Below are 22,073 nucleotides of genomic sequence, written 5' to 3' on the forward strand. Positions count from 1 at the left end.
GGCTGTTACTGTTATCACAACATCTCAAACTTCGCCCCTTTCAGCACGATATCCGCAAATTGCAGATGATGCATAAACTCGCGCAAAATCAGCAGAGTGGCGGCGAAATCATTGCCATCGGGTATGCCCTCGAACTGCGCAGGACGTCCGTTGATCACCAATGCCAGCCGGTCGAACGTGCGCTCCACGGCCTCGAGAGACAGCGTCATCACTTCATTTTCAGCCACGCCTGCAATGCGTGCCAGTGCGCGAATATCGTTATCGGTACTGAACAATTGTGCGCCCGGCGGGATATCGTGGCGGATGCGGATGATTTCATCCTCGACCACCATAATGGCGTTTTCCATTTCATCCGGCGTTGGCGGCGTATGACGAAAATAGCCGACGGAAGTCAGCTGTGAGCCCAGTGTCAGCGGCAATATTTTCTCGTCGATATCGTCATGCCGGACGGTAACCCGCGTTTCTTCGCGGCCAATATGCAGCAATACAGCAGGTTGGGTCATCGGCGTCTCCTGATTTTTAGCCTTTCAACGTAGCGGGTTCAGACCTGAGAAATCTACTATGTCAGATGCGGATCGCGCCGCGCAAACTCTTTGACCATCCAGTCAATGAATACCCGAACGCGTGGCGAAAGCTGGCGGTTGCGGGGATAAAGCAAAGCCACCGGCATCGCACCCACCGGAAAACCGGCCAGGATCTGCACCAGTTTTCCCTGCGCGAGATCGTCAGTCAGCGCGTATTTTGGCACCTGAATAATGCCCATTCCGCGCCGTGCGGCTTCTTTCATACTCTCCGCGCCGTTGACCGAAAATGGCGTCGGCAGCAGAATTTCACGGGTTTTGCCCTGAACCTGAAAAACCAGCGGCAACAGCCCGCCGGTCGCACTGGAGCGGTAGCCAATCATTCGGTGTCCGGTGAGATCGTCCGGTGTGTCTGGCGTGCCGAACCGTTGCAGATAGTCCGGGCTGGCGCAGGTGATTTCCGGCAGCGTGCCGAGCGGGCGCGCCACCATATCGCTGTCTTTCAGCTCACCGGCGCGGATCACGCAGTCGATGCCTTCGCGCACCAGATCCACCAGCCGGTCGCCCTCGCTCAGGTAAAACTCAATATCAGGATATTGCGCCAGAAAATCCGGCAGGCCGGGCAACACGAAATGCCGCGCCAGCGTGCCGTGCACATCCACCCGCAATAGCCCTTTCGGCTGCGCCCCTGCGAAGGCCATTTCGGCATCTTCCACCTCTGCCAGAATGCGCAGACAGCGCTGGTAATAGGCTTCGCCATCCAGCGTCGGGCTGACGTGGCGGGTGGTGCGCTGTAAAAGCCGGATGTTGAGCTGCGTTTCCAGCTGTTTAATGGCGTCAGTCACCGTCGAGCGTTTCAGGTTCAGCGCCTGTGCGGCCTGCGTGAAACTCCGCAGTTCCACCACGCGGGTGAACAACGCCATGCTGTCGAGTTTATCCATGATGATTGTTCGCCTTTTCCGGATAGTGATAACGAATATCAGGGAATTATCCGGCAGCGTCAATCGGCTACTCTTTCTTCAGCGACAACGAATCCGAATCACTCAAAAAGGAAACACATCATGACGTCATCCAATCAAAAAGTGGCACTGGTTACCGGCGCATCCCGTGGCATCGGTGCGGCTATCGCAGCGCGTCTGGCGCGGGACGGTTTCACCGTGATCGTGAACTATGCGCGCGGTGCGGCAGAGGCTGATGCAGTCGTCAGTAAAATCGAAAAGGCAGGTGGCCGGGCTATCAGCGCGCAGGCCGATGTCAGCGACGCGGCGGCAGTCAGCCGGATGTTTGCCAGTGCGCAACAGGCATTTGGCGGCGTGGATGTGCTGGTGAATAACGCCGGGATCATGACGCTTTCGGCGATTGCCGACACCGACGATGCCGCATTCGATCGCCTCATCGACATTAACCTGAAAGGCACCTTCAACACCCTGCGCGAAGCGGCGAAACACCTGCACAACGGCGGGCGCATCATCAACTTCTCATCGACCGTTGTCGGGTTATACCAGCCGACGTACGGCGTGTATGCCGCAACCAAAGCGGCCGTCGAGGCGCTAAGCCGCGTGCTGACAAAAGAAATGCGCGGACGCCAGATCACCGTGAATACTGTGGCACCCGGCCCGACGGCAACGGATTTGTTCCTCAACGGCAAATCTGAGCAACTGGTGGAAACCCTCGCCAAAACCTCGCCGCTCGAACGCCTCGGCCAGCCGGAAGATATCGCCTCCGTGGTGGCGTTCCTCGCCGGCCCCGATGGCGCCTGGGTGAACGGCCAGACGCTGAGGGCGAATGGCGGGATTCTCTAACCGCCCCGTTTTAAGGGGGAGATGAATCGCCGGAATACAGATGGCAAAACCCGGATCAGAAATACTGCTACGGGTTTTAACGATGTGCCCGCGCGCATCATTCCGCGGATTGTCGGGGAGAGTTTATTGGGCTGATTTAAAGCGACACCGCCGCCTTGCGCCTGAACATCTCCAGCCATGCCGGGCGGCAGAACATCACCAGATTACCGAGCAGGATCAGCGCCAGCCCGATGACGGCGTTGATGTGCCACTGATACCCTTCGTAGAAAGTGGAAACGGTCAGGGCGACCAGCGGGAACAGCAGCGTGCTGTAGGCTGCCTGGCTGGCGCCAATGCGTCCGACCAGCGTGAAGTAAATGCCGAAGGCCAGCACGGAGCCGAATACCGACAGGTAGACCAGCGAACCGAGGTATTGCGGCGTCAGGTCGATGGCGAAAGAGGCACCCTGAAACACGCTCAGTGCACCCATCACCGCTGTGCCGTAGAACATCGCGTAGGTGTTGGTGGACAGAACGTCCAGCCCCCGGCGCTGATGACGGGCGCTGATCATATTGCCGAGCGAGAAACCGTAGGTACCGAGCAGGCTCAGGCCAATGCCTTTGAGCAGTTCCGGTGCAATGTGGGCGGCGCTGAGATCGTGCCAGAACAGGGTGATAATTCCCGCCAGCCCGAGAACGGCCGCCGGAATAACCGCCGGTGCCAGTTTTTGGCGGAAAAACACCATGCCGTTGAACGCGTTGAACAGCACGGCCATCGAGAAAATCACCGATTCCAGCCCGCTGGTGATGTAAGCCGCTGCGTGATAGAAGCAGTAAAAATTGAAGCAAAAGACGCAGCAGCCCTGCACGATGCAAAAAAGATGATCTTTCAGGGCGAGCCTGCGCAGGCGACGGGCCGCCAGCAGCGCCACCAGCATAATCACCGCCGCCAGCAGGAAACGGTAAAAGATCGATACCGTCACCGGCACATCGCCCTGTTGCAGGTAAATCGCAAACCAGGTGGTGCCCCAGATAATAATCACCGAAATATAAAGCAGAGCGTTCATCGACTTCTCTCATTGAAAAATAATGGTCTGAGGGAAGTGTGCGGTAATCCGGTGCCTTTGGCTTTCAACGGCTTGCGGTTGAGTTGCATATTCTTGCGCATTTCTTTGTGCGCCGGCGTGGCAATATCTGGCTCTCATGCCGTCAAAACCCGTAAACTGGGCCTCTTCTTTTTCCTCCGGGTGCAGGTCATGACCAAGGTTTATCAGGCTTTCGACACGCTGCGTAAGCACAAAGCGGTTCTGCACGACAGTGTGGAGCTGAGTTCAGGTATTCAGCTGGCGGCCTGGTCGAATAAAAATGACACCGTGACCCAGGAAAGCCCGGATCACCATACGCTGAGTCTGTACGTCGCTGACGGCTACGAGTGTTATCACAAAACCCGTGGTGGCTGGCGCAACGGCGGCGGCCCGGACCGCTTTTGTCTGATGCCAAAAAACAGCATGTCGAGCTGGGATGTGCGCGATGATTTGTCATTCGTGCATGTGTATTGCTCTGATGAACATCTGCGTCATCTGGTGGAGCAAACCTGGGATCGCAGCCCGGCAGCGATTCAGATGGAAGAACGCACGTTCGAAGAAGATCCGCAGATCACGCTGCTCTATCGCCACTTTTTGCTCAGCAGCCAGTGGCAGGAAAACAGTAATCAGCTGATGCTGAGCAGTGCGGCAAATCTGCTGATGGCGCATCTGGTGAAGAACTACACTCACCTGCAATGGGCGTTGCCGACGGTGCGCGGCGGACTGGCACCGCATATTCTGAACCGGGTAAAAGACTATATTCACGCTCACCTTGCGCAACCCCTGATGCTGCCGGAACTGGCGCTTCTGGCTGAACTGAGCGAGTTTCATTTCGCCCGTATGTTCAAACAAAATATGGGCATGGCGCCGCACCAGTACGTGATGAACGCCCGTCTGATCCGCGCCGAACACCTCCTGAAAACCACTGGCATGGAGATCACCGCCATCGCGCTGGAATGTGGTTTCAGCTCCGCCAGCCACTTCAGCCACCGCTTCAAATCCGTGCGCGGTATCACGCCGAGCGCACTGCGCAGCGGATCTTAATTTCTTTCTCCGCCCGCACTTCCCGTCTTTTCAACTTCAATGCTAACGTGATGGTCATTCTGAGAAATGAGGAGCAACCATGCACGCCCAAGCGCCTGTTATTGAAACCGAACGTCTGATTTTACGTGGTCATCGCATTGATGATTTTGATGCTATTGCCGCGCAGTGGGCGGATCCTGCCGTGGTGAAATACATTGGCGGTACGCCGTCCAGCCGCGAAGCCAGCTGGAGCCGGTTACTGCGCTATACCGGCCACTGGCAGATGCTGGGTTTTGGTTATTGGATTGTGTTTGAAAAACACAACGGTAAAGAAGGGGCGTTCGCCGGTGAAATTGGTCTGGCGGATTATCAGCGGGAGATGACGCCATCGCTCAACGGCATGGCGGAAATGGGCTGGGTGGTGGCACCGCAGTTTCACGGCAAAGGCTATGCTGTCGAAGCGGCCAGGGCGGTACTGACATGGGCCGATGAAAACCTCGATCGTCAGCTATGCTGCATTATTGCGCCGGAGCATCAGGCGTCTGTCCGGCTGGCGGAAAAGTGCGGATTTGTGGCGCACACCGACACCACCTATCACGGCTCGGCAACGCGGATTTTTCTCCGTCAGCCCAAAGCCTGATGGTTATTCCGGTTGTTCCATTTTGTCAGGGGAAGTCATGCTGAAGATTCTGGGTAAATCGACGTCGATCAATGTGCGTAAGGTGTTATGGACCTGCCACGAGCTGGGGCTGGAATGTGAGCAGGAACAGTTTGGTTCAGGTTTTCAGGCTGTGCAGACGCCACAATTCAGGGCGCTGAATCCGAATGCCATGGTGCCGGTGGTGCTCGATGGCGAATTCGTATTGTGGGAATCCAACGTCATTTGCCGATATCTGGCGGCGAAGGAAGGGCGGGAAGACCTGCTGTCATCGGATCCGAAACGGCGTGCGCTGACCGAACAGTGGATGGACTGGCAGGCGGGTGAGCTGAATAATTCATGGCGATATGCGTTTCCGGCACTGGCGCGCAACAGCCCTCAGCACACCGATCCGGCGCTGATTGATGCCGGTGTCAGCGAATGGAACCGTCATATGCAGATGCTGGAAGAGCAGCTTCAGCGCAGCGGCGACTATGTGCTGGGCGATAATTTTACGCTGGCTGATATTCCTCTGGGGCTTGCCGTTAACCGCTGGTCGATGACGCCGATGTCGCGCCCGGCGCTGCCTGCGGTCTCGGCGTATTACGATCGGCTGAATCAGCGCGAAGGTTACCGGCTGTTTGGTCGTAACGGCATGGTCTGATGCGGATGCCGGGCTGAAAATAAAAAAAGACGCGGCAATGTCCTGTGCCGCGTCCTGTTATTCTAAACCTTCTCTATTTTTCAACAGACGCATCGGTTTATTTAAAATCGACTCTCATGAGTTCAGGAATTGTCTGACCATGCGTCGAGAAAACACACTTATCAATATAACTCTTAAATGCCGCCGGTTTAGGAATGCCCATATCCATCAGCCGGGAATTATCAAACTTCACGTTTAACTGCGCGAATCCGCCGTACAATTTAATGGCACGTAAAATAATTTTGTCATTACACGGCCCTAAAACATCTTTAAATTGTTTGCGAATGCCGGTGAATTCCTGATAACTGATCTGCTCGTATTCGTTAATAATACGCGAAGTATTATTGGCTTTTGCCACCGAGGTATCTATTTCATGGAAGGGTGTACACATTTCCGCGCCGGACGAAATATGATAGAAGCTGTGGCTCAGTTCGGCGGCCAGGCATAATTTCACCAGTACCATGGCGCAATAATCGACAGGAATAACATCGACTTCATCGTCGAGGTTACAGGTGAATTTCTTCAGCTTGATGGCCATCATAAAGACCCAGAAAATGCTGCTCGACGGCTGGCAACCGTACTGAGTGTGACCGACGATAATCGACGGACGTGCCACCACAAACGGCAGTGTCGGGCACTCTGAACGCACCAGATTCTCGATAGCACGCTTGGAAATGGTGTACTGCACCAGGTCTTCGTTGTGCTCGTTGTCCGGCATTCCTTCATAGAACACGCTGTCTTTGTCCGGCATGGAGGCCATCGCCGTGCCGACGTGAACGAAACGCTGCAAGCCTTTCACCTGCGCCATGCGTTTGGCGAACACCAGAGAGCCTTCGACATTGACGCGCCACATGGCCGGATTATTGCCGAACGAGGCAATCGCCGCACAGTTGATCACGTGAGTGACCTGATCTAAACGCGGGTCGTGAATAAAGCTTTCGGGTTCGGCAAGATCCCCGGTTAAAATAGACTGTTCAGTTAACGCAGAAAGCAGTTCGTCGCTTAATTCAAATTTCTTTAAATTATCGATGATTCTGGCGAGTCCCGTCGCATTATCGTCGGCTCTGACTAATAACAATAACTGGCTCTTCGCCGTTAATTTCTGACGTAAAAGATATTCAACAACTGCACCGCCGACAAAACCAGTGGCACCGGTAATTAAAATACTGTTCATTATTAAGACCTGCAACGGGAAAGTATTGAGACAGTATCACCCGGACTGTAAACAGAACGTATACCGTTTTTTGCGCTAATTAAACGGCAGTTAAACAGCACGAAAAGCTTAAAAAATCAGGAAAGTTCATTTTAATGAAAAACTAAATATATGGCATTTGTTGGTTACACCGGGAAACATCTCAATAATACATTCGTTCTCTCTTCTCGTTATTTAAGCCAAATTAACAGCGAATAAACCGGAGGGGCAACAGGGCGCGCAGGGGGCCATTTTTACGCATAATAGCGAGAAGATACGTGCAGAAAGTATCCACCATGCTGTCACTACGTTAAACTACTCATGTTTAGGGGGGTCTGTCTTTGGACTGCTCCGGAGCGATAACGAGGATGACGCGAACGGCGTGTCTGGTGTGTAATGCAGGGAATATTGCGCAGATCATTCCCTCACGCGCTGAAATAAGGTACAAGGCTGCATGAAAATCCCAAATAGAATCCAACCTCTGGTGGATGACGGCCTGATAGACGATGTGGTCCGTCGACTGAAAAGTGGCAAAGAAGCCGACGTTTACACTGTTTTATGCGGTGAAGAGATCCGTTGCGCCAAGGTGTACAAAGAAGCTACGCAGCGTAGTTTCAAGCAGGCCGTTCAGTATCAGGAAGGCCGAAAAGTCCGTAACAGCCGCAACGCCCGTGCGATGCAAAAAGGCTCGAAGTTTGGCCGCAAGCAGCAGGAAGAATCCTGGCAGACGGCGGAAGTCGATGCGTTGTTCCGTCTGGCGAATGCCGGTGTGCGCGTACCGCAGCCCTATATTTGTCTGGATGGCGTGCTGCTGATGGAGCTCATCACCGACGGCGATGGCGTGGTAGCGCCACGTCTGAGTGATGTGATCCTGACGGAAGAAGAAGCCGTGGCGGATTTCGAGACGATGATCCGCAATATCGTGCGGATGTTGTGTGCGGGTATCGTTCACGGAGATTTGTCAGAGTTTAACGTGCTGATGGATGCCGAGGGGCCGGTGATTATCGATCTGCCGCAGGCCGTGGATGCCGCGGCGAATAACCACGCCGAATCCATGTTTGAACGCGATGTGAATAACATGACCGAATACTACAGCCGCTTTGCGCCGCAGTTGCAGACGACCCGCTACGCGAAAGAAATCTGGGCGTTGTATGAAGATGGCAAACTGACGCCGGAAACCCTTCTTACCGGGCACTTCGCCGAAGATACGCATAAAGCCGATGTGGATTCACTGCTCGATGAGATCATTGCCGCCGAAGATGAATACTACGATCGTCAGCGGGCAATGAAAGAACGCGATCTCGACCACTAAGCCGTTATCAGTCCGGCATCACCGAATGCTTCCCGCAAAAACCGGCGTTCTGCAAAATATGCTGGCCGGTTTCTGACAGGATAAACTCCGCCAGCGGTTTCGCTTTCTCCGTACAGGTGGCGAGCGCATAGCTGGCGCGCACGTTGTAATCCGCAGGAATATTAAACACCTCCAGCTCATCATTTTCCCGCAGCAGGGTGGCGTAACTGGTGTAGCCGATAAAGACGTCGGCCTGCCCGGTGCAAATCAACCATTCTGCCGCCAGTTTCCCCTCCGGCACTTTCGCCGACTTCTCGCCGCCCACCAGACGCAACGCTTTATTGCGCAGCACCGCGCCGGAATCGGGATGACGTCGTTCAATCAGTTCGAACATTTGCCAGGTGTAATCACCGGAAGGATCGCTTTGCGGCGTCGATGTCGCCAGGCGAAAACGCGGATCGAGCAGTACGCTCAGCCAGTTAAGCTTCTCCAGTTCCGGCATCTTACGCGCGGTGACGCACAGGCTGTTGCCGCAAAAGGTCTGCACGTCCAGCGCTTTGCCGTGCTGTTGCAGCGCCAGCGGATGCGCGGTGTTGGCAGAGGCGAACAGATCGGGTTTTTCACCTTTTTCGATCCGTTCACGCAGCAGCCCGGCAGGGCCGAATTCGGTGACCACGCGGATGCCCGTTTCTGCCTGAAACGCCTCACACAGTGGCGCCCACGCCCGCCGCAGACTGCCCGCGGCGAGCACTTTGATCGATTTTGTCATCAGATCTCCTTGTCACATTGCTTCAAAAAAGTCGTTGAAACGCAGTGATTTCAACAGCATGTACGACGCAAAGAAGAGCATTATTTCCCCGCGTGCGGGGCTTCTGCGGCGGGTTTGAAATCCGTCCGGTAGAAGCGCTGATAGTAAGCATCTGCCTGTTTCTGCATGTCGATGTCAGCAAATTTTTGCGGATACAGCTTTTTCGCCATCCACAATTCACCGATCGCCATCGCTTCAGGCATCGGGTAGCCCCAGGCTTTGGCGTATTCCGGCATCAGGTATACGCGGTGGTTTTTCACTGCATCAATGCTCTGCCAGTTCGGATCGTGGTTGATCTGCCCGACCACTTCCGGGTAACGATCCTGCACGAAGATCACCTGCGGATCCCAGGCGATGACCTGTTCCAGCGATACCTGTTTGTAACCTTTCACCGTCGCGGCCGCCACGTTCATGGCCCCGGCACGCGCCATCATCAGCCCGGTATATTTACCGGATCCGTAAGTGGTCAGGTCAGGATTGGCCATATACGTGCGGATACGCTGCGCCGGCGCAATGTTTTTCAGCCGTTCGCCGGTGAGCTGACGCTGAGAAAAAGTATAGTCGATCAATGCCTGCGCCTGTTTCTGGCGGTTCATCACGTCGCCGATAAGCGTAATGCCTTTTTTCAGCCCTTCGGTATACGCCCGGTCTTCATCCGGCAGCGCCGGGTTCATTTTGTGTTCTTCGCCTTTCGGATCGTCACGCAGCGACACCGCCACCACGGCGATACCGGTCTGACTTATCTGGTCGATCATTTCCTGCGGCGCATAGTTAGTGACGAACACCACCTGTGGATGCAGCGCGACCACGCTTTCCAGATTGACGCTGGTCAGATCGCCGACCACCGGCGTGTTCACCAGTGAAGGCGCGAGCCGCACATAACCGCTGCCGAGCTGCTGTTGCCAGTTATTGAGCACACCGACGATGTTGCGGGTGGCGTCGAGCTGTACCAGCAGATTCAGGGTCTGATGTTGCAGCACCACCACGCGATCAACCTTGTCAGGCAGGGTCACCTGCCGGCCCAGCTGGTCGGTTATCAGGCGGGAAGCAAAAGCGGAAGGGACGGAAAAGCTCAGTACAAGTCCGAGAAGGACGGTGGATGAAAATGAACGCACGGCAGGATCCTCTGATTTCGTTATGCATAGGATTATATAGCGTTAAGGACGAGATGAATATGACCGCCGACAATCCCGCTTTGCGCAACGTTTTTTGGCTGAGCTCATGCGGGGCATGTCACCGTTTGTTCATGATTTCCTCCCTGAATTGTCATACACGCGTGCCAAGGTTACCGCCGGATAATTGTTAAGCTTTTCAACCGGAGCGATCATGAAAAACCCTGTAATGCGCGCCACGCTGATGAGTGCGCTGGCGGTAATGGCCTTTGGCGCACAGGCGCAAACGACGCTGACTTTCTGGCATTCCATGGACGGTGATTTAGGTAAAGAGGTCAGCGCGCTGGCTGACCGTTTTAACCAAACTCATCCGCAATACCGCGTGGTGCCGGTCTACAAAGGCAATTATGAGCTGGGGCTGGCCGCAGGCGTCTCGGCGTACCGCAACGGTAACGCGCCGGATATTTTGCAGGTGTATGAAGTGGGCACGCCGAACATGATGGCCAGCAACGCCGTGGTGCCTGTGGCGCAGGTGTTCAGGGATGCGGGCATCCCTAATGACGAAAGCGCCTTTGTGCCTTCCGTGGCGGCCTATTACAGCGACAGCAAAACCGGGCATCTGATCTCGCAGCCGTTCAACAGCTCGACGCCGGTGCTGTATTACAACAAAGATGCGTTTAAAAAAGCCGGGCTGGATCCCGACGAGCCGCCTAAAACCTGGAATGCGCTGGCGGCGGACGCCGCGGCACTGCGCGCGGCGGGTATGACATGTGGTTACACCAATGCCGGTCAGCAGGGTTGGATCCAGATCGAAGGCTTCAGCGCATGGAACGGTTTACCGGTGGCGACGCGTAACAACGGCTTCGACGGTACCGATGCCGTGCTCAACTTTAACGGCCCGTTGCAGACGGCACACATTACGCAGCTCAATGAGATGCACAAGAAAGGGGATTTCTCGTTCTATGGCCGTAACGACGATGCCACCACCAAATTCTACAGCGGCGATTGCGGCATCCTGACCACCTCTTCGGGCTCGCTGAACAGGATCCGTCAGTACGCAAAATTCGATGTGGGCGTCGGCATGATGCCTTATCAGGATGGCGCGCCGGGCGCACCGCAAAATGCCTTTATCGGCGGCGCGAGTCTGTGGGTATTCAAAGGCAAAACGCCGGAAACCTACAAGGGCGTGGCTGAGTTCCTGCACTTCCTGGTTGAGCCGGACATCGCCGCCGAATGGCATCAGAAAACCGGTTATCTGCCGATCACCAACGCGGCCTACACGCTGACCCGCGAACAAGGTTTTTATCAGACCCATCCGGGGGCCGATATCGCGATGAAACAGATGATCAACAAGCCGCCGCTGCCGTTCACCAAAGGGCTGCGGCTGGGCAATATGTCTCAGGTGCGCACCATCATGGACGAGGAGCTGGAGAAAGTCTGGAACGGTCAGGAAACCCCTAAAGCCTCGCTCGATAACATGGTGACCCGCGGAAATCTGCTGCTGCGCCGGTTCGAAACGTCGATTGCAGCCAAACAATAGCCGGTGATTTTTTCCCGATGTCAGGAGTGATGATGAAAGCGTTAACCCGATCTTTGATTTCTCCGGAGAACCCGGATGTACTGGTTATTGCCCACCGTGGCGTATGGCAAACCACCCCCGAAAATTCACTCGCTGCGCTGCATGAGGCGATTCATCAGGGCGCAGATATTATCGAGATTGACGCGCAAACCACCGCCGATTCGCAGGTGGTGGTGATCCACGATGCCCATCTAGACCGTACCTGTGATTATCAGGGCGAGGTGGCGACCATGTCGCTGGCAGCCGTTCGCCGCGCGAGGCTGAAGGCCGCAGACGGACGCGAAGGCATGGTGCTCACCAGCGAACGCGTTCCTTTGCTGGAAGAGTTACTCGAAGAAGCCCGCGGGCGCATCGTGGTGAATGTGGACATCAAGTATGCGCGGGATTTCGATCGCATCGTGGCGCTGATCCTCAGCATGAACATGGCCGACGGCGTGCTGCTTAAAAGCAAAATCGATCTGAAAACCCAGCGTTTTCCGCTGCAAATGACCGATGCGCGGATCCCTTATATGCCTATCCTGCACGCCCGTCCGGGCAAGTTTTCGGATGATTTGCGCAAAATTGGGGAGTTCGGTGCGCAGATGATTGAACTGAACTTTACCGATCTGGCCGACGTGATCGCCGCCCGCGAGCAACTTAAACGCCTCGGCGTCCGGTTGTGGGTCAATACGCTGGATGTCTCCCATTCGCTGGATTACTGTGACAGCCGCGCTGCGGTGGATCCCGACGGTGTATGGGGTGTGCTGGTGGATGCCGGCGTCCGGGCGTTTCAGACCGACCATGTCGGGCAACTGGTGCGCTGGCTTAAAAACAGAGGTAACCAATGACGATCACGCTTTCCGCCAAACTGGCGATTGCCAGCTCTATTGCCGCTCAGGCTGCCGAACTGGCGCTGGGTTTTTTCAACCGTCGCGACAGCATTGAAGTCAGCAGCAAGCGCCCGCAGGATTTCGTTTCAGAAGCCGATGTGGCAGTGGAGCAGTTTATCCGTGCGCAGCTGGCACAGCATTTTCCGCAGGATGCGATCATCGGTGAAGAGATGGGGGGCGTGCTGACGGACGCCGCCTGCTGGGTGATTGACCCTATCGACGGCACGTCGAATTTTCTGCGCGGTTCGCCGCTGTGGGGCGTCTCGCTCGGGCTGGTGGAAAACAAAAAACCGACCCTCGGCGTGATTGCGCTGCCGGTGCTCAACGATCTGTTTGCCGCAGAATCGGGTAAAGGCCTGTTCCTCAACGGCAAGCGGTTTCACCGTGACGACCGCTTTGGGGATGTGCAGATTGTGTCGCTCGGCGACAGCTCCGATGACAAGCTGGATGAAGCCTCGGCGTTTTATCGCGGCCTGCGGGCCGCTGAGTGGTCGGTACATTGTTACCGCTGTACCACCATCGGCATGGTGTTCGCCGCCAAAGGCATTATCGACGGGCACCTGCAACGTCGCACCACGCTGTGGGATATCGCGGGAGGCGTTGTGCTGTGTCAGGAAGCCGGGCTGGATACCGTTGTCCATTTCGCCGGTACGGCCGGAAATGAAAACTACCGGCACATGTCGGTCGCCACCGGCACGCCGTCACTGATGGCCGCCGTTCAGCCGCTGTGGCCGGATTTTGCGCCGCGTTAACGCCTCCTTGCCCACCAACTCGCTGCTCCCGGCCATTTCGGGAGCCTGGCGGGAAATGCGGGCGGCGTCCTGTTTTTTCCTGCCTGAAGTAACATCCTGAATTCTTCAGGTAACCCTCTGATTACACGATAAAGAACAGCATTTAACAAAATGAAATATTGTTTCATTTCACCATAAAGTTCCTCAGGGTTATGCCGTTATCTCTGACTCCTGTCACTCACTTTGCTGTGTCCTGATGAATAAATTAACCCAACTTTCCGTGCTCGCCCGCCTGATGGGGGCGTTTGCCCTTGTTCTTTCCCTGATGCTGATTTTGGCTGCGACCTCTGCCTGGCAGCTGAAAAATATTAATCAGCAGATTGAAGATTACCGTGCGTACCGGCTGCCGGGCGTTCAGTACCCGCTGGTGATGCGCGGCACGCTGGCCGAGCTGCGTCTGCAACAGGTGCAATACATCGCTTCACCGCAGGGCGCGCCGCGCGACGGTCACCGGGTGGAAATCATGCAGGCGGTGGCTAACTTTAAAGCCGCGGAACATGCCTATCAGAATCTGAACAGCGGCGGCAGCCAGTCGGCGCTGTTTAAGCAAATCGTTGATAACTTTCAGCACTTTTCGTTGGCGAACGATCAGGTCATTGAAGCGATGGATCGCAATGATGTGGCGCATGCCACGCAAATCAGCGGCGATAACTCACGAAAATACCGCACACAGCTGATGGCCGATCTCGCCACGCTGGTTAAAGACGAAGTCAGCAACAGTGAGCACGCGGCGGCACAGGCGCGCAGCCATTATCACTCTGCCAGCGTGCTGTTCCTGGTGCTGGTGGTGTTTGCGCTGCTGCTGTCTGTGGCGATGGCGCTATTGCTGGCGCGAAATCTCAACCGGCAGCTGGGCGGTGAACCGGCGTACGCGGCGGCGATCATGCAGGAGATTGCGGCGGGAAATCTGGCGACGGAGATCGTTCTGCGGCCCGGCGACAGCGGCAGTTTACTGGCGTCGCTGAGCCGCATGAATCAGCAACTGAACCAGACAATCCATCAGATCATGAACGGCAGCGAGTCGATCAATCATGCCGCCAGCGAGATTGCGCAGGGCAACATTGATTTATCGCAGCGAACCGAAGAGCAGGCGGCCTCGCTGGTGCAGACCAGCGCCAACATGCAAAACCTGACCACCACCGTCAGCCAGAATGCGGAGAACGCCCGCGAGGCCAGCCAGCTGGCACACGCGACGTCAGAAACCGCTTCGCAGGGCGGGTCGATCGTCAGCGGCATGCAACTGCATATGCGGGATGTTTCCGGCAGTTCAAAAGAAATCATCAATATTATCAGCGTGATCGAAGGTATTGCCTTCCAGACCAATCTTCTCGCGCTGAATGCGGCGGTAGAAGCGGCACGCGCCGGCACGCAGGGCAAAGGCTTTGCGGTGGTGGCCAGCGAAGTGCGCGTTCTGGCGCAGAAAAGCGGGCAGGCGGCGAAAGAAATTAAAAATCTGATCCACGGCACCGTCTCTAAAATTGCCGAAGGTTCGCAGCAGGCTGATCGCGCGAGTCAGGCGATGAACGACATCGTGAATTCAGTGAATAAGGTGGCGGGAATTGTCAGTGAAATTTCGACTGCCAGCACCGAGCAGCATACCGGCATTCATGAGGTGGGCATTGCGGTGGATCAGATGGACCGGGTGACGCAGCAAAACGCCGCGCTGGTGGAGCAGGCCGCGGCGGCGGCGCAATCGCTGACGGAGCAGAGTGTCGAGTTGCGCAATGCCGTGCGGTTCTTCCGCACGGCTGCTGTCTGATATCAGCCGCTGTCAGGGCTGTTGCGTGATGGTGAGCTGAGGTTCCCAGGCCGAATCCGGGTGCCGGGCGATTTGTTCCGGCGTCATTGGCCGCCCGAGCAGATAGCCCTGCAAGGTGTCACACCCCAGCTGGGTGAGGAAATCCTGTTGCTGGGTGGTTTCCACGCCTTCGGCCACCACTTTCAGATTCAGCGTCTGGCCGAGGGCAATAATGGCAGACACGATGCTGGCATCTTCGCTTCCGGCGATCAGATCGTTGATAAATGCGCCGTCGATTTTCAGCTCGCTGGCGGGTAAACGCTTGAGATAGAGCAGGCTGGAGTAACCGGTGCCGAAATCATCAATCGAGGCTTTGACACCGTATTTTGTCAGGCGCTCGAGTATCGCCACGCTGACGTCCGGGTTGCGCATCGCGGTGGTTTCGGTGACTTCCAGCGTCAGCATTTCCGGCGGAATGTGGTGGCGTTCAACGGTATCGATGACCATTTCCACCAGATTCGCCTGCTCGAATTGCAGCGCGGAAAGGTTTACCGCCACCGTCCAGGTGGTGTGCCCGGCGAGGTGCCATTCACGCAGCTGGCGGCAGGCTTCATTCAACACCCATTCGCCGATAGGAATGATCAGACCGGTTTTCTCCGCCAGTGGCAGGAACACGTCCGGGCTGAGGGTTTTACCTTCGCGCTCCCAGCGCAGCAGGGCTTCAAAGCCGCTGACCGGCCCGTAAGGCGCGATAAATTTCGGCTGATAATGCAGACGTAATTCGTGATGCTCGATCGCCAGACGCAAGTCGTTAAGCATCTGCAACTGATTTTGCGCATTGGCGTTCATCGAAGGCTGGAAGAAACTGTGGCCGTTGCGGCCTGAGTTTTTGGTGTGATACATCGCCGCATCGGCGTTAAGCATCAGTTCGCGTTCGTTCTCGCCGTCGCCCGGATACACGGCAATACCAATACTGGCGGATACCAGCAGTTCGTAGCGCGAAACGTGGAACGGGCGGGCAATCAGGTGCACCAGTTTATCCGCCAGCTGTGAGGCATCGGTCGGCTCGGTGATTTCTGTCAGCAGGACAAACTCATCGCCGCCCAGCCGTGCCAGCGTATCCGACGCGCGTAAATGCGACAGCAGCCGCTCGGTCACCGACACCAGCAGCTGATCGCCAATGTGATGGCCAAAGGCATCGTTGACCGCCTTGAATCCGTCGAGATCGATAAACAACACCGCAAATTCGGATTCTCCCCGCGTGGCTTTCTGCACGGCCTGGCCGAGACGATCTTCCAGCAGCAGACGGTTGGGCAACTTGGTCAGGTTGTCATGCAGGGCTAACTGGGTCAGCTCGCGATTGGCCTGCGCCAGGGAAGACGCGAGCACCGACGTGCGCGCCTGCATACGGCCATCGAGCACCGAGATAATCAGCGTGATCGCCAGGATCGCCAGCGTCACCACAATGACCAGCAGCGCCAGCCAGTTGTTATCCACGCCGCTGTTGGCGGCCATGCTGTGGCTCATCGGTGGGAAAGTGGCGGCGGCCATGCCGGTGTAATGCATGCCGACAATGGCGGTGCCCATGATCACGGCGGCGCTGATGCGCAACAGACGCACGTTAGGCGACTGCTGACGTAAATGAAAGGCCATCCACAGCGCCGCACCCGACGCCACCACGGCCACCAGTACGGACACCATCACCCACGGCACGCTGTAGATAACAGGCGGCATCATGCGCATCGCGGCCATGCCGGTGTAATGCATCGCGGCAATCCCGCCGCCCATCAGCAGTGAACCGGCCAATAAACGCATCATCGGTAACTGCGGCAGGCACACCAGCCACAGCGCAAAGGCGGAGGAAATAATGGCGATAAGCATGGAGAGTAAGGTGATCAGCGGGTCATAACCCATTGATACCGTTGAGTTGAATGCCAGCATTCCAATGAAATGCATCGACCAGACGCCGATCCCCATGGCGATTGCGCCACCGGTTAACCAGAGACGGGAGGCCTTTCCCTGAGTGGTCGCGACCCGCCCGGCCATATCCAGCGCGGTATAAGAGGCAAGCATTGCAACAATGAATGAAAACATCACCAGCACATTGTTGTAATTACTGGAAAACATGTAAGGCTCCACACAAGCAGGGGTCAATGAGACGGGCTGTTTTTATATTCGGCGTTAATCGCATCACGAGTTATTAAAGGCGAATGAAGTCACGAAAATCTGTTTTCGCGTAATTAAGATTAATCTGTAAGTGGTTTTAATCAAATAAAAAAAACGCATGCAAAATTACACCTGATGAATGCAAGGTTTTTTTAAAGCGTGATAAACAGAGAACCAAAGTCTTGTCTATAGTTAACAAATAATTAAACGTCACGGGATGGAACAGATTCATGATTAAAGTACATCATTTAGATAATTCACGTTCACAGCGAATTTTGTGGATGCTTGAAGAAGTGAGCGTCCCTTATGAAATTCAGCGTTATCAGCGGGATAAATCGACCATGCTGGCGCCCGCGTCTTTGAAGAAAGTGCATCCTTTGGGAAAAGCGCCGGTGCTGGAAGATAACGGGCTGATCCTTGCCGAGTCTGGCGCCATCATTGAATACTTACAGGAAACCTATGACGCCGAAGGGGTGCTGAAGCCATCGGCTCTGGCCGAGCGTCAGCAGTACCGCTACTGGATGCATTACGCCGAAGGGTCACTGATGCCGCTGCTGGTCATGAAACTGATTTTCGGGCGCTTAGGCAAACCGCCGATGCCGTGGCTGATCCGTCCGATTGCCGGTGCCATCGGGCAGGGCGTGCAGAAAAATTACATCGATAAACAGCTGACCACCCACATGGATTTCCTTGAGCAGCATCTGGCCGTCCACCCTTATTTCGCCGGTTATCAGTTCAGCGCGGCTGACATCCAGATGAGTTTCCCGGTAGAAGCCATTAATGCGCGCGCAGGGTTGGGAAAATATCCCCGTCTTAATGCCTGGTTATCCAATGTCACGGCGCGACCGGCTTATCAGAAAGCCCTGGAAAATGGAGGGCCATTCACCATCATGCGTTAAGTTTATTTCAGGCTGAGATTTCTTTGTGCCGCGTTGTTTTTATTTTCCGGGCGTTCGTGCGTGACATATTTACGTGATGAACGCCTTTAAATAAATAACCCTTAATAACTGTCATGGTATTTTATTTTCAACGTTTGCATGCCCGTTCCTGATTTATCTCCGGTGTTTCAGTGCTGAATTTTATTTCTGACGCCGCCGCGTTTTTCACCCGCCGCCCCCGCCTTTTTTGCGTTGCTGTCATCGCGTGCGCAACCGATATCGTTCAGCAAACCGCCATCGGGACAAATTTGCAGCAAATTCGCGTTTTTCTTGACCGGACAACGGTAAATTGTCGGCAAACAGAGTTGAAAAGAGGGTATAAGAGGCCGGATAATCGTTTGCGCTAAATTTTAGTCCCGCCATACGCGATGTGAGTTAAACGTTTGCCCTGCACACGTGACGCCGGTTTTGCCGGTATTTCGTGCATCAGGTAAGGAAGCGAACGTGAAGAAACGGTTTCATAATGACCACGCAGGCTAATCAGTAAAGACATCCAGAGGATTTTCCATGTCGAGTCAACAACCTCAAACGGGCCGCGCTGTTGCGCCAAAGGGCCCGCTTGATGCTTATTTCAAAATCAGTGCGCGTGGCAGCCATGTGCGTCAGGAAGTGATCGCCGGGTTAACGACGTTCCTGGCGATGGTGTATTCGGTGATTGTGGTGCCGTCAATGCTCGGCAAAGCGGGCTTCTCCCCGAGCGCGGTGTTTGTCGCGACCTGTCTGGTGGCCGGTTTCGGTTCCCTGCTGATGGGGCTGTGGGCAAATCTGCCGCTGGCGATTGGTTGCGCCATTTCTCTGACGGCGTTTACCGCGTTCAGTCTGGTCCTTGGCCAGCACATCAGCGTACCGGTTGCGCTGGGTGCGGTGTTCCTGATGGGCGTGTTGTTCACGATTATCTCGGTCACCGGGATCCGTTCGTGGATTTTGCGCAACCTGCCCATGGGCGTTGCGCACGGTACCGGCATCGGCATTGGTTTATTCCTGCTGCTGATTGCGGCTAACGGTGTCGGTCTGGTGGTCAAAAACCCGCTGGACGGTTTGCCTGTTGCGCTCGGCGCGTTCACGTCGTTCCCGGTGGTGATGACGTTGCTCGGTCTGGCGGTGATTTTTGGTCTGGAGAAGCTGCGCGTTCCGGGCGGTATTCTGCTGGTGATTATCCTGATTTCCGTTATCGGTCTGATTTTCGATCCGGCGGTGAAATATCAGGGGCTGTTCGCGATGCCTTCTCTGGCGGGCGCGGATGGCAAATCTGTCATTTTCGATCTCGACATTATGGGCGCACTGAAAGCGGCGGTATTGCCAAGCGTTCTGGCGCTGGTGATGACGGCGGTGTTTGACGCCACCGGTACCATCCGTGCGGTGGCCGGTCAGGCGAATCTGCTGGATGAAAAAGGCCAGATCATCAGCGGCGGCAAAGCCCTGACGGCTGACTCCGTGAGCAGTATTTTTGCCTCGCTGGTCGGGGCATCGCCTGCGGCGGTGTATATCGAATCAGCAGCGGGTACGGCGGCAGGCGGTAAAACCGGCCTGACGGCCACGGTTGTCGGCGTGCTCTTCCTGCTAATGTTGTTCCTGTCTCCGCTTTCTTATCTGGTGCCTGCTTATGCCACCGCCCCTGCGCTGATGTATGTCGGTCTGCTGATGCTGAGCAACGTAAACAAATTGGATTTCAACGATTTCGTTGATGCCATGGCGGGGCTGCTGTGTGCGGTGTTTATCGTGCTGACCTGCAACATTGTTACCGGCATCATGCTCGGTTTCAGCTCGCTGGTGATTGGCCGTATTTTCTCCGGCGAATGGCGCAAACTGAACGCGGGCACGGTGATTATCGCCGTGGCGCTGGTGGTGTTTTATGCGGGCGGATGGGCGATTTGATGCCAGGCCGACCGGAAAGTTTCGGTTTCTCACGTGCGGTAATCGCTTAACGCGCTGCGCCGAAACCGTCCAAAGGAGGAAAGTGCTTTTCCTCCTTTGGATCCCTCCTCGCTTTTTCAACAAGCGCTTTGCTCGCTGGATCTTAAATTCACGGGCAGATTGTCTTTTTCTTTCCCGCGACCACGACCTGGGGTTTAAAAACGGGTTTAAGCACGCTCTGATTTAAAAATACGTTTTTTTTGATCTACTATTCCCCCTGTATGTGTCAGACCCCGTCTGATTGAAATCATAAAAACAAGAGTCTAAGGAAAGCATGGAAATATTCTTTACCATTCTGATTTTGATTCTGGTGGTGTCGCTCTCCGGTGTCGTTACCAGAATGTTGCCGTTTCAGGTTCCTCTTCCATTAATGCAGATTGCTGTCGGTGCCTTGCTGGCCTGGCCGAATTTTGGTTTGCACGTGGATTTCGACCCCGAGCTGTTTCTCGTCCTCTTTATTCCACCCCTGCTGTTTGCCGATGGCTGGAAAACCCCGACCCGTGAATTCCTCCACCACGGGCGCGAAATACTTGGGCTGGCGCTGGTGCTGGTGTTACTCACCGTCGTCGGCATTGGCTACCTGATTTATATGATGGTGCCGGATATCCCGCTGGTCGCGGCGTTTGCGCTGGCTGCGGTGCTTTCCCCGACCGATGCCGTGGCGTTGGGTGGTATCGTCGGCAAGGGCCGTATTCCGAAGTCGATCATGAGCGTGCTGGAAGGTGAGGCGCTGATGAATGATGCGTCCGGTCTGGTGTCATTGAAATTCGCTATCGCCGTGGCGATGGGCACGATGATCTTTACCGTCGGCGGTGCCAGCGTTGAGTTCCTGAAAGTCGCCATTGGCGGCCTGATGGCCGGTGTCGCGGTGACCTGGCTGTACAGTAAATCACTGCGCATCATGAGCCGCTGGAGTGGTGATGACCCGGCGACGCAAATCGTCTTCCTGCTGTTGCTGCCGTTCGCCTCGTATCTGATCGCAGAACACATTGGTGTGTCAGGCATTCTGGCCGCCGTTGCCGCCGGTATGACCATCAGCCAGTCCGGGATTATCCGTAATGCGCCGCTGGCGATGCGTCTGCGCGCCAACAGCGTCTGGGCGATGCTTGAGTTTGTGTTTAACGGCATGGTGTTCATCATGCTGGGCCTGCAATTACCGGGCATTCTGGAAAATTCTATCGATCAGGCGACGCACGATCCGTCCATCGTGACCTGGCATCTGTTTGCTGACGTTGGGATTATCTATTTTGCGCTGCTGATCCTGCGTTTCGTCTGGCTGTGGGTGATGAAGAATTTCAGCAACCGTTTCCTGAAAAAGAAACCGCTGCTGTTTGGCAGCTACAGTACGCGTGAGCTGTGGGTGGCGTCGTTTGCCGGTGTGCGCGGGGCGATTACGCTGGCCGGTGTGCTGTCAATTCCGCTGTTCCTGGCCGATGGTTCGGCGTTCCCGTCGCGTTATCAGCTGGTGTTCCTGGCGACCGGCGTCATTCTGTTCTCGCTGATTGCGGGCGTGATTGCCTTGCCGTTCCTGCTGAAAGGCGTCGTGGTGGCCGATGGCTCGACCTACCGTGAAGAAGAGCGCATGGCGAAATCCATCGCAGCGGAAGTGGCAATCGAAAGTCTGCATAAGATGGAAGAGCGCCTGGCGGCGGATACCGAAGAGAACATCGATGAACAGACGCTGAAGGAAATCAGTTCGCGGGTGATCGGGACATTGCGGCGAAGAACGGCCAACCGTGATGATATGGAAACAGCGCTGAAGCTGGAAAACCTTGAGCGTCGCTTCCGTCTGACCGCGTTGCGTGCTGAACGCGGTGAGCTTTATCATCTGCGCGCCACGCAGAAAATCAGTAATGAGACACTGCAAAAACTGCTGCATGATCTCGATTTACTTGAGGCGCTTCTGGTCGAAAAAGAAGTGTAGTT

At 55.5% G+C, this 22,073-nt stretch carries 20 protein-coding genes; 12 read left to right on the plus strand and 8 right to left on the minus strand.

All coding sequences use genetic code 11. The features are described from left to right. Positions 1 to 14: 14 nt before the first annotated feature. Both ABSH60_RS11480 and ABSH60_RS11485 read right to left on the minus strand, forming a co-directional pair. The gene (locus ABSH60_RS11480) at positions 15 to 503 is read right to left on the minus strand and encodes a hypothetical protein (RefSeq protein WP_390974020.1); all 489 of its coding nucleotides are present in this window, start codon (positions 501 to 503) and stop codon (positions 15 to 17) included. Positions 504 to 559: 56 nt separating this feature from the next. After that, the gene (locus tag ABSH60_RS11485) at positions 560 to 1,462 is read right to left on the minus strand and encodes a LysR substrate-binding domain-containing protein (protein WP_390974022.1); all 903 of its coding nucleotides are present in this window, start codon (positions 1,460 to 1,462) and stop codon (positions 560 to 562) included. A 120-nt stretch (positions 1,463 to 1,582) separates the two neighbouring features. Here ABSH60_RS11485 and ABSH60_RS11490 point away from each other — a divergent pair, with 120 nt between their 5' ends. Beyond that, on the plus strand, positions 1,583 to 2,323 hold the full coding sequence (locus tag ABSH60_RS11490) for an SDR family oxidoreductase (RefSeq protein ID WP_390974024.1): 741 nt from the start codon (positions 1,583 to 1,585) through the stop codon (positions 2,321 to 2,323). Positions 2,324 to 2,459: 136 nt separating this feature from the next. Here ABSH60_RS11490 and ABSH60_RS11495 read toward each other — a convergent pair whose 3' ends face one another. Further along, positions 2,460 to 3,368, minus strand: a complete 909-nt coding sequence (locus ABSH60_RS11495; protein WP_183848347.1) for a DMT family transporter — start codon at positions 3,366 to 3,368, stop codon at positions 2,460 to 2,462. 189 nt (positions 3,369 to 3,557) lie between these two features. Between ABSH60_RS11495 and ABSH60_RS11500 the strand changes: the two genes are divergently transcribed. The 3 genes from ABSH60_RS11500 (at position 3,558) to ABSH60_RS11510 (ending at position 5,710) form a co-directional block, all read left to right on the plus strand. After that, entirely contained in the window at positions 3,558 to 4,430 is an 873-nt protein-coding gene (locus ABSH60_RS11500) for a helix-turn-helix domain-containing protein (protein ID WP_390974026.1), read from the plus strand. Positions 4,431 to 4,509: 79 nt separating this feature from the next. Then, on the plus strand, positions 4,510 to 5,049 hold the full coding sequence (locus ABSH60_RS11505; RefSeq protein WP_390974028.1) for a GNAT family N-acetyltransferase: 540 nt from the start codon (positions 4,510 to 4,512) through the stop codon (positions 5,047 to 5,049). Between the two features lie 37 nt (positions 5,050 to 5,086). Next, the gene (locus ABSH60_RS11510) at positions 5,087 to 5,710 is read left to right on the plus strand and encodes a glutathione S-transferase N-terminal domain-containing protein (protein WP_390974030.1); all 624 of its coding nucleotides are present in this window, start codon (positions 5,087 to 5,089) and stop codon (positions 5,708 to 5,710) included. A gap of 97 nt (positions 5,711 to 5,807) precedes the next feature. Here ABSH60_RS11510 and ABSH60_RS11515 read toward each other — a convergent pair whose 3' ends face one another. Beyond that, positions 5,808 to 6,923, minus strand: a complete 1,116-nt coding sequence (locus ABSH60_RS11515; protein ID WP_122094514.1) for an SDR family oxidoreductase — start codon at positions 6,921 to 6,923, stop codon at positions 5,808 to 5,810. Positions 6,924 to 7,395: 472 nt separating this feature from the next. On the opposite strand from ABSH60_RS11515, the gene ABSH60_RS11520 reads away from it, so the two are divergent. Next, the gene (locus tag ABSH60_RS11520) at positions 7,396 to 8,253 is read left to right on the plus strand and encodes a PA4780 family RIO1-like protein kinase (protein WP_122094513.1); all 858 of its coding nucleotides are present in this window, start codon (positions 7,396 to 7,398) and stop codon (positions 8,251 to 8,253) included. 7 nt (positions 8,254 to 8,260) lie between these two features. Here the strand turns inward: ABSH60_RS11520 and ABSH60_RS11525 are convergent, their stop codons facing one another. After that, positions 8,261 to 9,001, minus strand: a complete 741-nt coding sequence (locus ABSH60_RS11525) for a molybdate ABC transporter substrate-binding protein (protein WP_390974033.1) — start codon at positions 8,999 to 9,001, stop codon at positions 8,261 to 8,263. An 80-nt stretch (positions 9,002 to 9,081) separates the two neighbouring features. Next, positions 9,082 to 10,155 carry an ABC transporter substrate-binding protein gene (locus ABSH60_RS11530; RefSeq protein ID WP_390974035.1) on the minus strand — a complete coding sequence of 358 codons (1,074 nt, stop codon included), beginning with the start codon at positions 10,153 to 10,155 and terminating at the stop codon, positions 9,082 to 9,084. A gap of 211 nt (positions 10,156 to 10,366) precedes the next feature. On the opposite strand from ABSH60_RS11530, the gene ugpB reads away from it, so the two are divergent. From ugpB to ABSH60_RS11550, 4 genes are all read left to right on the plus strand, one after another. Next, a complete protein-coding gene (ugpB, locus tag ABSH60_RS11535) occupies positions 10,367 to 11,692 on the plus strand; it encodes a sn-glycerol-3-phosphate ABC transporter substrate-binding protein UgpB (protein ID WP_390974037.1) in 1,326 nt (441 codons plus the stop codon). Between the two features lie 32 nt (positions 11,693 to 11,724). Beyond that, positions 11,725 to 12,558 (plus strand): glycerophosphodiester phosphodiesterase family protein, encoded by an 834-nt coding sequence (locus tag ABSH60_RS11540; RefSeq protein WP_390974039.1) that lies wholly within the window; start codon positions 11,725 to 11,727, stop codon positions 12,556 to 12,558. Next, positions 12,555 to 13,352, plus strand: coding sequence for an inositol monophosphatase family protein (locus ABSH60_RS11545; protein WP_390974041.1), 798 nt, complete (start codon positions 12,555 to 12,557; stop codon positions 13,350 to 13,352). The genes ABSH60_RS11540 and ABSH60_RS11545 overlap by 4 nt, the downstream gene beginning before the upstream one ends. Before the next feature lie 235 nt (positions 13,353 to 13,587). Then, on the plus strand, positions 13,588 to 15,150 hold the full coding sequence (locus ABSH60_RS11550) for a methyl-accepting chemotaxis protein (protein WP_390974043.1): 1,563 nt from the start codon (positions 13,588 to 13,590) through the stop codon (positions 15,148 to 15,150). 12 nt (positions 15,151 to 15,162) lie between these two features. On the opposite strand, the gene ABSH60_RS11555 is transcribed toward ABSH60_RS11550, so the two are convergent. Beyond that, entirely contained in the window at positions 15,163 to 17,256 is a 2,094-nt protein-coding gene (locus tag ABSH60_RS11555; protein WP_056776135.1) for a bifunctional diguanylate cyclase/phosphodiesterase, read from the minus strand. Positions 17,257 to 17,525: 269 nt separating this feature from the next. Here ABSH60_RS11555 and ABSH60_RS11560 point away from each other — a divergent pair, with 269 nt between their 5' ends. Continuing rightward, a complete protein-coding gene (locus ABSH60_RS11560; RefSeq protein ID WP_122094497.1) occupies positions 17,526 to 18,194 on the plus strand; it encodes a glutathione S-transferase in 669 nt (222 codons plus the stop codon). A gap of 382 nt (positions 18,195 to 18,576) precedes the next feature. On the opposite strand, the gene ABSH60_RS11565 is transcribed toward ABSH60_RS11560, so the two are convergent. Next, the gene (locus ABSH60_RS11565; RefSeq protein ID WP_162997802.1) at positions 18,577 to 18,726 is read right to left on the minus strand and encodes a hypothetical protein; all 150 of its coding nucleotides are present in this window, start codon (positions 18,724 to 18,726) and stop codon (positions 18,577 to 18,579) included. A gap of 14 nt (positions 18,727 to 18,740) precedes the next feature. Between ABSH60_RS11565 and ABSH60_RS11570 the strand changes: the two genes are divergently transcribed. Both ABSH60_RS11570 and ABSH60_RS11575 read left to right on the plus strand, forming a co-directional pair. After that, complete coding sequence (locus ABSH60_RS11570) at positions 18,741 to 20,108, plus strand: NCS2 family permease (protein WP_056776138.1); 1,368 nt, start codon at positions 18,741 to 18,743, stop codon at positions 20,106 to 20,108. Between the two features lie 313 nt (positions 20,109 to 20,421). After that, on the plus strand, positions 20,422 to 22,071 hold the full coding sequence (locus ABSH60_RS11575) for a Na+/H+ antiporter (protein WP_056776139.1): 1,650 nt from the start codon (positions 20,422 to 20,424) through the stop codon (positions 22,069 to 22,071). Positions 22,072 to 22,073: the final 2 nt, after the last annotated feature.

The organism is Rahnella sp. R3(2024) (assembly GCF_042920125.1).
Taxonomy (GTDB): domain Bacteria; phylum Pseudomonadota; class Gammaproteobacteria; order Enterobacterales; family Enterobacteriaceae; genus Rahnella; species Rahnella rivi.

Coding starts and splice junctions, on each gene's coding strand:
- ABSH60_RS11490 (WP_390974024.1), top strand. CDS start 1,583: ATGACGTCATCCAATCAAAAAGTGGCACTGGTTACCGGCGCATCCCGT.
- ABSH60_RS11480 (WP_390974020.1), bottom strand. CDS start 503: ATGACCCAACCTGCTGTATTGCTGCATATTGGCCGCGAAGAAACGCGG.
- ABSH60_RS11515 (WP_122094514.1), bottom strand. CDS start 6,923: ATGAACAGTATTTTAATTACCGGTGCCACTGGTTTTGTCGGCGGTGCA.
- ABSH60_RS11505 (WP_390974028.1), top strand. CDS start 4,510: ATGCACGCCCAAGCGCCTGTTATTGAAACCGAACGTCTGATTTTACGT.
- ABSH60_RS11525 (WP_390974033.1), bottom strand. CDS start 9,001: ATGACAAAATCGATCAAAGTGCTCGCCGCGGGCAGTCTGCGGCGGGCG.
- ABSH60_RS11565 (WP_162997802.1), bottom strand. CDS start 18,726: ATGTCTTTACTGATTAGCCTGCGTGGTCATTATGAAACCGTTTCTTCA.
- ABSH60_RS11510 (WP_390974030.1), top strand. CDS start 5,087: ATGCTGAAGATTCTGGGTAAATCGACGTCGATCAATGTGCGTAAGGTG.
- ABSH60_RS11555 (WP_056776135.1), bottom strand. CDS start 17,256: ATGTTTTCCAGTAATTACAACAATGTGCTGGTGATGTTTTCATTCATT.
- ABSH60_RS11545 (WP_390974041.1), top strand. CDS start 12,555: ATGACGATCACGCTTTCCGCCAAACTGGCGATTGCCAGCTCTATTGCC.
- ABSH60_RS11500 (WP_390974026.1), top strand. CDS start 3,558: ATGACCAAGGTTTATCAGGCTTTCGACACGCTGCGTAAGCACAAAGCG.
- ABSH60_RS11575 (WP_056776139.1), top strand. CDS start 20,422: ATGGAAATATTCTTTACCATTCTGATTTTGATTCTGGTGGTGTCGCTC.
- ABSH60_RS11485 (WP_390974022.1), bottom strand. CDS start 1,462: ATGGATAAACTCGACAGCATGGCGTTGTTCACCCGCGTGGTGGAACTG.
- ABSH60_RS11560 (WP_122094497.1), top strand. CDS start 17,526: ATGATTAAAGTACATCATTTAGATAATTCACGTTCACAGCGAATTTTG.
- ABSH60_RS11570 (WP_056776138.1), top strand. CDS start 18,741: ATGTCGAGTCAACAACCTCAAACGGGCCGCGCTGTTGCGCCAAAGGGC.
- ABSH60_RS11550 (WP_390974043.1), top strand. CDS start 13,588: ATGAATAAATTAACCCAACTTTCCGTGCTCGCCCGCCTGATGGGGGCG.
- ABSH60_RS11520 (WP_122094513.1), top strand. CDS start 7,396: ATGAAAATCCCAAATAGAATCCAACCTCTGGTGGATGACGGCCTGATA.
- ABSH60_RS11540 (WP_390974039.1), top strand. CDS start 11,725: ATGAAAGCGTTAACCCGATCTTTGATTTCTCCGGAGAACCCGGATGTA.
- ugpB (WP_390974037.1), top strand. CDS start 10,367: ATGAAAAACCCTGTAATGCGCGCCACGCTGATGAGTGCGCTGGCGGTA.
- ABSH60_RS11495 (WP_183848347.1), bottom strand. CDS start 3,368: ATGAACGCTCTGCTTTATATTTCGGTGATTATTATCTGGGGCACCACC.